Annotated in this window: 10 protein-coding genes and 1 other RNA gene; 7 read left to right on the top strand and 4 right to left on the bottom strand. The window is 63.8% G+C overall.

Annotation, left to right across the window (positions count from 1 at the left end; all coding sequences use genetic code 11):
* Positions 1–49 precede the first annotated feature (49 nt).
* The 4 genes from WCZ84_RS02245 (at position 50) to ribA (ending at position 4277) form a co-directional block, all read left to right on the top strand.
* Complete coding sequence (locus tag WCZ84_RS02245) at positions 50–916, top strand: branched-chain amino acid ABC transporter permease (protein ID WP_372684627.1); 867 nt, start codon at positions 50–52, stop codon at positions 914–916.
* Entirely contained in the window at positions 913–2808 is a 1896-nt protein-coding gene (locus WCZ84_RS02250; protein ID WP_372684628.1) for an ATP-binding cassette domain-containing protein, read from the top strand. The genes WCZ84_RS02245 and WCZ84_RS02250 overlap by 4 nt, the downstream gene beginning before the upstream one ends.
* Entirely contained in the window at positions 2795–3499 is a 705-nt protein-coding gene (locus WCZ84_RS02255) for an ABC transporter ATP-binding protein (protein WP_372684629.1), read from the top strand. The genes WCZ84_RS02250 and WCZ84_RS02255 overlap by 14 nt, the downstream gene beginning before the upstream one ends.
* Positions 3500–3629: 130 nt before the next feature.
* Positions 3630–4277, top strand: a complete 648-nt coding sequence (gene ribA / locus WCZ84_RS02260) for a GTP cyclohydrolase II (RefSeq protein ID WP_372684630.1) — start codon at positions 3630–3632, stop codon at positions 4275–4277.
* Positions 4278–4333: 56 nt separating this feature from the next.
* On the opposite strand, the gene WCZ84_RS02265 is transcribed toward ribA, so the two are convergent.
* Positions 4334–5791, bottom strand: coding sequence for a glycosyltransferase family 39 protein (locus WCZ84_RS02265; RefSeq protein ID WP_372684631.1), 1458 nt, complete (start codon positions 5789–5791; stop codon positions 4334–4336).
* Positions 5792–6018: 227 nt separating this feature from the next.
* Positions 6019–6927: a LysR family transcriptional regulator gene (locus WCZ84_RS02270; RefSeq protein ID WP_372684632.1), complete on the bottom strand. Its 909-nt coding sequence runs from the start codon at positions 6925–6927 to the stop codon at positions 6019–6021.
* An 89-nt stretch (positions 6928–7016) separates the two neighbouring features.
* Between WCZ84_RS02270 and WCZ84_RS02275 the strand changes: the two genes are divergently transcribed.
* Both WCZ84_RS02275 and WCZ84_RS02280 read left to right on the top strand, forming a co-directional pair.
* Positions 7017–7874: a pirin family protein gene (locus tag WCZ84_RS02275; RefSeq protein WP_372684633.1), complete on the top strand. Its 858-nt coding sequence runs from the start codon at positions 7017–7019 to the stop codon at positions 7872–7874.
* A gap of 150 nt (positions 7875–8024) precedes the next feature.
* Entirely contained in the window at positions 8025–8603 is a 579-nt protein-coding gene (locus WCZ84_RS02280) for an NADPH-dependent FMN reductase (protein WP_372684634.1), read from the top strand.
* A gap of 67 nt (positions 8604–8670) precedes the next feature.
* On the opposite strand, the gene WCZ84_RS02285 is transcribed toward WCZ84_RS02280, so the two are convergent.
* The gene (locus tag WCZ84_RS02285; protein ID WP_372684635.1) at positions 8671–9345 is read right to left on the bottom strand and encodes a dienelactone hydrolase family protein; all 675 of its coding nucleotides are present in this window, start codon (positions 9343–9345) and stop codon (positions 8671–8673) included.
* The gene (locus WCZ84_RS02290) at positions 9336–10220 is read right to left on the bottom strand and encodes a zinc-dependent peptidase (RefSeq protein ID WP_372684636.1); all 885 of its coding nucleotides are present in this window, start codon (positions 10218–10220) and stop codon (positions 9336–9338) included. The genes WCZ84_RS02285 and WCZ84_RS02290 overlap by 10 nt, the downstream gene beginning before the upstream one ends.
* Before the next feature lie 44 nt (positions 10221–10264).
* Between WCZ84_RS02290 and ssrA the strand changes: the two genes are divergently transcribed.
* Positions 10265–10627, top strand: a transfer-messenger RNA (tmRNA) gene (gene ssrA, locus WCZ84_RS02295).
* Positions 10628–10786: the final 159 nt, after the last annotated feature.

A 10786-nucleotide genomic window follows, 5' to 3' on the forward strand; every position in this document is an offset into this window, starting at 1 on the left:
GGACCCCCCCCGGGTACAACGTCCGGGACTTTGAAGGAGGCACCCGAGCATGTCATTGTTTTTCTCTCAGCTGTTCAATGGGCTGGCGACCGGCCTGTTGCTCGCGTTGATCAGTACCGGCCTGACCATCATCTACGGCACGCTCGGTGTCATCAATTTCGCCCATGGGGCCCTGTTCGTGGTGGGGGGCTACGCCGGCTACACCGTGTACAGCCTGACCGACTCATTCATTCTGGCCATTGCCGGCGGCTCGGCCGTGGCGCTGGCCGTGGGCCTGGTCATGGAGCGCGGCCTGATGCGCCAATACTACAGCCGCCCGCCCGAAGACCAGATCCTGGTCACGTTCGGCATCAGCATCATTCTGGTCGAGATCGTGCGCGGGCTCTATGGCGGCATCAGCTATTCGGTTGCGCCGCCCGACTGGGGCCAAGGCATTGCCCGCATCGGCTCGCTCATCTACCCGCTGTATCGCCTCGAGACGCTGGGCATCGCCGCGGCCACGCTGTTGCTGCTGTATTTCGTGCTGTATCGCACCAGCCTGGGGCTCATCGTGCGGGCGGGCATCGAGGATGCCCAGATGGTCAATGCGCTGGGCATCAACGTCAAGCGAACCTTTCTGCTGGTGTTTGGGATCGGCGCCATGGCGGCGGGCTTTGCCGGGGTGATCAACTCGCCCATCGTGGCACTGACGCCCGACATGGGGTTCCGCTATCTGGTTGATTCGTTCGTGGTGGTGGTCATCGGGGGGGTGGGCTCGTTTCCCGGCGCCATCATCGGCGGCGTCATTGCCGGCGAGATCCTCAGCCTGACGGCGATGGTCAACCCGCAGTATTCCGAAGTCATGCTGTTCGTGGCCATGGCCCTGGTGCTGGTGCTGCGTCCGCAAGGTCTCATGGGTCAGGAGGGACGCGAATGAACACCACCACTCATCAAACTACGGCGCCCGCCGTCAGCGACACGGCCCGCGCCACAGCCGCACGGCCGCTCCCGTCTGGCAGCGCCTTGCGGCGGCAATGGCCCGAACTGCTGGTGGGGCTGGGCCTGCTGGTCGCGCCGATCGTCCTGCCCCTGCTGGGCATGAGCCCCGACCTGCTGACCCGCATCCTGATCTGGGGCTTGTTCGGGCTGGGCTTCGACCTGCTCTTCGGCTATACGGGCCTGCTGTCTTTTGGCCAGGCCGCATTCTACGGGGTCGGGGGGTTCGTCACCGCGTATCTGCTCACGGACGGTCTGGTATCGAACATGCTGCTGGCGCTGCTCATCGGGACGGCCATGGCGGCCATGACCGGGCTGGTGATCGGCTACCTGACCCTGCGTCGCACGGGGATCTACTTCGCCATGAGCACGTTGGCCTTTGGCGAGATGTTCTATTTTCTCGAGAACTCTTCGTTCAAGGCATACACGGGGGGGGAAAATGGCATTGCCGGGGTGCCGTCGCCTGAACTCAGCCTGGGGTTCATCGACATCCACATCGGCAGCGGCTGGCCAATGTACTGGTTCGTGGCGGTCATTTTCTTCCTGGGGTACCTGGTTGCGCGGCGCATCGTGCGTTCGCCCTTCGGCACCGTGCTCAGGGCCATCCGGGGCAATGCCAAGCGCGCCACGGCGCTGGGGCATTCGATCCAGTCGTACAAGCTCACGGTGTTCATCGTAGCAGCCGCCTATGGCGGGCTCGCCGGCGGGCTGCTGGGGCTGTTCCAATCCTACATGCCCCCGGACGCCTTTGCGCTGGACACATCCGCGCAGCTGGTGATCCAGACGGTGATGGGGGGCGCGGGCACCCTGCTCGGGCCCTTGCTGGGGGCCACCATCTGGCTGTATCTGTATGAGGGCCTGCAGCAGGTGGGCAGCCTCGGGCCGTACTGGAAGCTCATCCTGGGCATCGTGTTCGTGGTCCTGGTCACTGTGTTCCGTCGTGGGGTGGCCGGCGCGCTCATCGATTTCACCCGGCGGCACCGCCGTTTGCCGGCGTACATCGATGCGGGCGCCAGTACGCGTGTGGCCAGCACGCTCGATATCGTGCCGCCGCTGGCCTCGTCCAGGCCGGGGGCGCCGGTGCTCGAGGCGCGGGGCGTGAGCAAGCATTATGGGGGCCTGAAGGCCAATACCGATATCGACTTCACGCTGCGCGAGGGCGAACTGCATGGTGTCATAGGCCCCAATGGGGCTGGCAAATCGACCTTCTTCGCCATGCTGGCGGGCGAACTTCCAACCACCACCGGCAAGGTGTTCTTTCGCGGCCAGGAAATCACCGGGATTGGCGTGACCGCCGTGTGCCAGCTGGGCATGAGCAAGAGCTACCAGATCAACCAGCTCTTCGAGCAGCTGACCGTGCGCCAGAACGTCATGATCCCGGTGCTCGCGCGCCTGCGGGGCAGGTACCGCGGCGACCTGCTGCACAGGCTGCATTCCGATAAACTCGATGAGCAGGTGAATGCGGCCATCGCCATGGTCGATCTGGCCGCCCACGCAGACGTTCAGGTGGCTGAATTGTCATATGGTGAAAAGCGCCGCCTCGAGATCGGCCTGGCGCTGGCTACCGGCGCCAACGTGCTGCTCTTCGACGAACCTCTGGCGGGTCTGGGGCCCGAAGAGCGGGTGCTGGTGATCCGTTTGCTGAAATCGATTCGGGAAGGGCGCAGCATGGTGATCGTGGAACATGACATGGACGCCATGTTCGAACTGGCCGAACGGATTACAGTATTGTACGAGGGGCGCAAGCTGGCCGAAGGCTTGGCTGAAGACATCCGCCACGACCCCGACGTCCAGGCGGCTTACCTCGGGGGGATGGACGATGAGTCTGCTTGAAGTCGACAAGATCAACAGCTACTACGGCGATTCGCACATTCTCTTCGATGTGTCCATGCACATCGAAGAGCACGAAGTCGTGGCCTTGCTGGGGCGCAACGGTGCGGGCAAGAGCACGACCATGAAGTCCCTCATGGGCATGGTCGAGGTCAAGTCCGGTTCGATTCGTCACCGCGGGGTCGAGATCCAGCACCTGCCTCCGTTTTCGCGGGCGGCGCTGGGCATTCAGCTGGTCCCCGAAGAACGCCGGGTGTTTGGTTCGATCTCGGTGCAGGAAAACCTGCAGCTGGCCGCCATGACGGCAGAGAAGGCGCGCTCGCTCGATGACATCTACGCGACTTTTCCGCGCTTGGCCGAGCGCAAGCGCAACCGGGGCAAGCAGCTCTCGGGCGGCGAGCAGCAGATGCTGGCCATTGCCCGGGCGATGATCCGCAATGCAGACATCATCCTGCTGGACGAGCCCTTCGAGGGGCTGGCTCCGCTGATCGTGCGCGACCTGATGAACGTCTGCCGCCAGCTGGCCGATGCGGGCCAGACCATCGTCATCGTCGAGCAGAACGTACGCGCGGCCCTGTCCCTCGCAGACCGGGCCTATATCGTCAACAATGGCCACGTCGTCTATGAAGGCACCCCCAAAGACCTGAACGAAAATGCCGAAGTCATAGAACGGTATCTGGGCGTCAAAGCCTGATTTTGCGGCGGGCCGGGCGGTTTCCAGGGGGGTGCCGGCCCGGGTGGCCGGGTCGCCGCGGGTCGATAATCTGCGCAGTGGGCCCGGGCAGTGGTAAGCTATGCGTCGTTTCTGTTGATTTTTTCTGCGCATGTCAACCCCCACCCGCCCTGCTGTGGCCGCCTCCGGCGGCCTTTTGCACTATGTGGCATCCAGCCGCCTGCCCACGCCGTGGGCGGTATTCCAGGTGCATGCGTTCGTCGAGGCCGCCACAGGGAAAGAGCATCTCGCCCTGACGCTGGGCGAACTTCCGGGCGACGGTCCGGTGCTCGCCCGCATCCACTCCGAGTGCCTGACAGGCGATGCATTGTTCAGCCAGCGCTGCGACTGCGGTGCCCAGCTCGAGGCCGCGATGCAGCGGATCGCCGAAGAGGGCCGGGGCATTCTCATGTACCTGCGGCAGGAAGGCCGCGGCATCGGGCTGCTCAATAAAATCCGCGCCTACCACCTGCAGGACGAAGGCGCCGATACGGTCGAGGCCAATGAGCGCCTGGGTTTTCCGGCCGATCTGCGTCGCTACGATTTATGCCTTCCCATGCTGGCGCACTTCGGCATACAGAGCGTACGGTTGATGACGAACAATCCCCGCAAGGAAAAGAAACTGGCCGAGTTGGGCATCACCATTGCCGAGCATATCCCTCTGCAGGTCAATCGCAATCCATACAACGAGCAGTACCTGCGCACCAAGGCCCGTAAATTGGGCCATCAGTTCAAGGAATACTTCGGCGAAGCCCCCTGAGCGGTTTTTGGGCGTAAGGGTCTGCGGGTGCGTGCGGGGTCGGGCTGTCCGGATTGTCAGGGCTTGAGGCAGTCTTTCGTGGCGGGCAGGACCGCCCAGTTCAGATCGATCCGCCGGCCGCGCGGGCCAGACCACGGGATCTCGTCGCGCCCTTTCCAGGGGGCTGCATCGTAAAGCCGGCGGACCTCGGCCGAGGGTCGCCCGCGGCCATCATCGCTCCAGGCCACCAGGGCGCCACAGGCCAGGGCGGTGCCCGGCGCGAACCACGGCGACTCGGCGTCACTTGCGTCGATATAGACCCGCGTATCCTGGCCTGTGTGCAAGGCTATATTGCCGCCCAGCCATGTATTGGCGACGACGACCCGCAGAGGGCGGCCCGGCTGGTGCGCCTGCCAGTGGGCCACGGCGTGGGCCGCCAGCGCAGGGCCCGGGTAGGTGGAGCGCGACGCATGCCCCACGGCCTGAGCAATGGGGCCGCGAGCGAGCGCATACGACACCGCCATCAGGATCTGGACGGCGGCGGTCAGGATCAGCAGGCGGCGCAGCTGGACGCTGTCCAGGCCGCGCATCCAGGCCAGCCCGTAGAAGCCGGCCAGCACGAAAAAAGTACTCCCCCACGAGGCTTCGAGTTTGGATCCCAGGGCCAGGGACAGCAGCAGCGTGCTGGCGACGGGCGCCAGCCCTGTCCATAACAGGAAACGCCGCGCATCGGCATCGAGCTGGGCCCAGTAAGAGGCGGGGCGCAGTGGGGCGCCTGTTGCGGTGTCCAGGCGCTGGAACAGGGGTTCGTTGGCCGCCTGCCCCGGCCCGTGATCGGCGCGTCTGCGGTACCAGACCGTCCAGAGCCCACCCAATACGAGCATGGGCGACAGCCGGCCGAGCTGGTCGAGCAGGAAGTCCCACAGGGACAGCAGCGCCTGCAGGCGGCTGGCGGCCTGCAGCGAGGTTTCGGCGTAGAACAGGGGTTCGAAGTGGTGCCGGACCAGCCAGAGCCCGTGTGGACTCAGAACCACCAGGAAAATCAGGGTGGCCAGGCCGATGCCGCGCCAGATACGAGCCTGGCGCCACAGGCCGCTGGCCAGCAGATACAGAAAGAACGCGGCAAACTGGATCAGCGCACTGTATTTGGTCAGCATGGCCAAACCGGCCACCAGGCCCAGCCAGGCCCAATCGCGCCAGCGTTGGCGGTGCGTGGCGCGGTAGAACAGCCAGATGCTGGCGGTGATGGCCCAGAGCTGCGCGGTGTTGTGGTTGTAGATAGTGCCGCGCAATGAAAAATACGCCGTGACCGACACCAGCAAGGTAGCCATCAGCGCGCGGTGTGGCGTGGTGAGTTCGCAACCCAGCTTCCAGACGAACCAAAGGCCCAGCGCAGAGAAGATCTGACCCATGAGAAAGGGCAGCCAGACCGACGCGCCCAGCCCCTGGATGGCCAGGTGCATGAACCAGGTGGGTAGCGGCGGGTGCTTGGTATAGCCCCACTCGAGGCTGACGGCCCAAACCAGTTCCTCCATCCCGTCCAGATCCGGCGCGCTGTGGCTTAATGCGCACAGGATCGTCCAGAGTGCCGCTATGGTGAGCAACCAGATCAGCACCCAGGCCGAATGAGGGGGGCGGGTGAATAGCGGGAGTCGGACAGGCAGGGGTTGTTGCATCAGGCCATGAGACAGATCGATGAGCGCGCGCAGCGCCGAGGCGGACGGATCAAACTGCCATTTTATGGGTTGGTTGGCAAAAAAGCTTACGGCGCCGGCAGGCCGGACAGCCCCTGTTGGGCGACCTGCGTATGCAGTAGTTCGACCAGTTGCCGGCACGAGGGACCCAGCGTGTCGGGCCGCGCCAGGACGCGATACAGCATGGCATGGCGATGACGCCCCTCGGCCAGCGGCAAGGGGATTAACCGGCCCTGCGCGAGCGGTTCGCGAATCAGCAGTTCCGGGTACCAGGCAAACCCCAGACCGGCGCAGGCGGCCTGGACCGAACGGTCAGGGTGCGAGAAGGTCCAGCGCTGCTCTGCGTCCAGCCACCCGGCGTCATCGCGCCGTGAGCCCGAATCGCGAACCACCAATTGGCGATGGCGGCGCAGGTCGGCCCAGTCGATCGGGCGCTGCAGCGTGTGCAGCGGATGTTCGGGTGCGGCGACGGCTACGAAACGGACCTGCATCAGGGGTTCGCCGGTGAAGCCTTGCGGAACCCGTGGCGTGATGACCAGATCGGCCTCGCGCCGCATCAGTGCTTCGTCGGTGCCGCTGAGCACGCTTTCCAGCACTTCGATGCGGGTCGTGAGCTGCAGCTGGTCGAACTGGGTCAACACCTGCAGTAGCAGCCAGCCGGGGAAAAGCCCGTCGATCGCCAGGCGCAGGACGGATTCGCGCCCCTGGGCGAGCTCGCGGGCGGCAGACTCGAGCGCATCGGCCTGAGCCAGCAGATGTCGGGCGCGTTGCAGCAAAATGAGGCCGTTTGCGGTGGGTACGGCGCGCCGGCCCTGTTGGCGGAAGATCCGCATGCCCAGCTGGTCTTCAAGGCGCTGTACTGCGTAGCTGACGCTGGATTGGCTTTTGCCCAGGGATTCGGCGGCCTGGGCGAAACCACCGCAGTCGACCACCGACAGCGCAGCCTGCCATTGCGGTAAGGGGATGGGCTCTTTCATATCGAAATATTAGATTAAATTGGGCTAACTGGCGGGGTTGTTCATCTATTTAAATCATACATAATGAAGACCATTGTCAACAGGAGATTATGATGTCTGAGCGTTCCCTCATTCGCGTGACACCGGCGCAGGCCACCCAGGACGGTGCCGGTGTGCGCCTCTTGCGTGCCCTGGGCTATCGGCAGGGCGCCCGCATGGATCCCTTTCTGATGCTGGATGCGTTTTCGTCTGATGATCCCGACGACTACATCGCCGGTTTTCCGCCGCATCCGCACCGGGGGTTCGAAACCGTCACCTATATTGTCGACGGCCACATGCGGCACCGCGATCACCTTGGCAACGAGGGCGATCTGCGCGCCGGTGGGGTGCAGTGGATGACGGCCGGGCGAGGCATCATCCACGAAGAAATGCCCCAGCAGGAAAACGGCCTGCTGCGCGGATTCCAGATCTGGCTCAACCTGCCGGCGGCCGATAAAATGCAGCCGGCCCATTATCGGGACATCCCGGCGGGCGAAATCCGCGTGGCGGGCCTGCCCGAGGGCGGTTTCATCAAGTTGATCGCGGGCACCATTCCCTGGGCGACGTGCCCGCTTGAAGGACCGGGCAAGGGGCATGCAGCCACCCAGCCCATCATTGCCGACATTCGCGTCATGGCGGGGCAGTCGGTCGACATTCCCATTCCGGCCACTCATCAGGTGCTGCTGTACGTATTCGAGGGGCAGCTGCAGGCGGCGGATCAGGTCGTGGCGGCTGCGCATACGGCCTGGTACGGGCCCGAGGGCGAAACCCTGCACATAGCGGCGACGCCGTCCGAAGGGGTGCGCGTGCTGCTGCTGGCCGGCAAGCCGCTCAATGAGCCGATCGCGCAATACGGTCCATTCGTGATGAACACGGCCGAAGAGCTCGAGCAGGCCCTGAACGATTATCGTCAGGGCACTTTGGCCTGATTCAGGTTCCACCCGGCCTGACTCAGGCGCGGTCTGGCCTGACGGTCTGGCCCGATTCAGGCCCGGCTGCGCCTGGGGCCCGTACCGGGCCTGGGTTGTCCGCACCGGGTTCACCCGTTTCATTGATTGCATTTGATTGAAGGAGTATGCATGTCCATTCGTGCTCTTGCCCTGGCCGGCAGCCTGCGTCAGGGGTCTTACAATCGTCTGCTGGTAAGGCAGGCGCAGCGCCAGGCCCCTGAAGGCATGTCGATCGAGCAGGCCGATATTCGCGATGTCCCCCTGTATGATGGTGATGTTCAGGCTGGCCAGGGATTTCCGGCCTCCATACGGCGTATTGCCGCGCAGGCGGCGGCCGCCGATGCGTTTCTGATCGCCACGCCCGAGTACAACTATTCGTTTCCCGGTGTTCTGAAAAACGTGATCGACTGGCTCTCGCGCATGCCCGAGGCGCCTTTCCAGGGCAAGCCCATGGCCATCATGAGTGCTTCGATGGGGGGTCTCGGTGGCGCCCGGGCGCAATACCACTTGCGCCAGGTTCTGATCTACCTGGACGTGCAGCTGCTCAATAAGCCCGAGCTCTTCATCCCGCTGGCTCACGAAAAGTTCTCCAAAGAGGGCGAACTGATCGATCTGCCATCGCGTGGCGCGCTGGATGCCCTGCTGTTGGCACTGGCCGACAAAACCCGCCGGCGGCAGGGGTTCGAGGCCAGTGCGCTGGTGGCTTGACCTTGGCGCGCAGTCAGGCTGCGCTATCCTTCCCCGCCCTCAACGGCGGGGCTTGCCGTGCAACGTGTCAGGCGGGCTTCTGAGCGTCGAAGAAGGCCAACGTCCGCTCCAGCGCCAGGTGGGCGGATTCGGGGCGCCAGGCGGGCGTGCCTTCGCGGGCGAAGGCGTGGCCCGCATCGGGATATACGTGGATCGGTACGTCGGGCTGGGCCTGCCGTATGGTTTCCACGTCGCTGAGCGGGATGTGCGCGTCCTGCGCACCGAAGTGCATCAGCACCGGTACTTGCGGCGTGTCATGGCAGTGATCGACGATGTGCCCGCCGTACCAGCACGCAGCGGCGGTAAATTGGTCATCCAGGCAGGCGGTACGCCAGGTCAGGTAGCCGCCCCAGCAAAAGCCGGTCAGGTATGTGCGGGCCACCCCGCCCAGCGCCCGGGCGCTGGCCTGGATGTCCAGCAGGGCATCGGTATCCTGGATGACCTGGCGCAGGGCCATGCCACGACGCATGCCTGTTTCGTCGTAACCCAGCACTTCGTTGCCCGTGCTGTGGGGCGCACGATCGAACAGGGCCGGGCAGATGGCCCGGTATCCGTGCCGCACGAAATGTGCAGCCATTTGCTGTATGTGAGCAGTGATACCAAAGATTTCTGGCAGGATGACCACCCCTTGGGTGGCGTCTTCAGGGCCGGATGCCCAAGCAGCGAAAGAATGGCCATCGGCCGCGTGCAGAGTCAGGAACATCGGGTGTCTCCATTGAAGGTTGAGGGCCGGATACCCACACGCCGCATGCGCATGAGCGGATCCTGCCGATAATATTTTGCCAGCAGTTCGTACCATGGCGGCCAAACTATCGCCAGCGGTTCGGGGTGAACGAAAAAGGCTTCCGAGCTGACGGCAAAAAATTCTGCCGGGTCGGCTGCTGCATACGCATCCAAGGGCAGACTGTCGTACCAGGGTGCGGCGGCGTTGGATTCGGGGTCCACATTGGCGGGAATGGCCCGTTCGACGGCATCCAGACGTCGATTGAAGTCATTGAAGCAGGCGGTCAGCACCCAGTGCCAATGCTGCGCATCCAGGTCGCGATGCGCGCGCAGGCTGGGCATGCCGTCGGCCTCGCCCGTTCGCTGGTCCAGCTTATGGGCGAATTCATGAATGACCACGTTGGCGCGGTCATGGGCGCCAGGCCGGACCTCTTCCCATGACAGGATGACGGGCCCGCCCTCCCAGGCCTCGCCCGAGGTCTCCATCATGTACTCGTGGACCACACCCGCTGCATCGACTTTCGTGCGCGGCACCATGAAGCCGCCTGGATAGATCACGATCTGCGTCCAGCCCTGGTACAGTGATGTATCCAGGCCCAGTATGGGCAAGGCTGCCTGGATGGCGATGGCATGGCGCATCGCCGGGGTGACGTCCAGCCCATGGGCGCCGTGGAAGTCCTTGCTGGCCAGTATCCAGGCCGTATGCTGGCGCAGGGTGTCCAGTTCGGCCGCAGTCAGCCCGGCCATGAACGGATGCTGAGCCACCAGCCGGCCCCAGGTGGCCTCCCCCAATGCGTCCAGCGCCTGTTCAATGCGCGCCGGACGTGCGCCCCGTCCTGTGAACCAACGCAACATAATGCTATCAATTTCAGATGAATGATAGTAAAATAGCATGCATAGGGGCCGACTTGGCTTCGACGTGGGTCACAAAGCAAGATAGTGCATACCGAGCCCCAGTTCGCTCGTAAATCCACTGGAAAACCATAAACGCCAACGACGAGCGTTTCGCTCTGGCCGCTTAAGCGGTGAGCCGCTGCACCAACCGGTCCCTGGGTTGGGTGGGGAAACCCACTGCAGCGTCATTGACAGGGAATCGGCTCTGGCCAGGTCGCTGGGTCAGATCTTAAATCAGTGCGAATCGCCGCGGAAGGGCCTGTTGTCCGGCACGCTCCAAGGTTAAAACATAAAATTGGCCAACTAAGTATGTAGAGCTGCTTGTGGCGGTCTTGCGGACGGGGGTTCAATTCCCCCCGGCTCCACCATCCACAAAGGCTCGGATAGTCTCCGGGCCTTTTTTCGGCTCTACCCCATAAACGGGGGATGGGCATTCACTAGACACGGTTGATGACACCGTTCCAACCGCATTGAGCCAAGACTCTCATGCGGTAATTCTCAAAGTTTCTGAAGCCATAGGCCCTGCG

The organism is Castellaniella sp., from assembly GCF_041675725.1.
Taxonomy (GTDB): Bacteria; Pseudomonadota; Gammaproteobacteria; order Burkholderiales; family Burkholderiaceae_B; genus Castellaniella.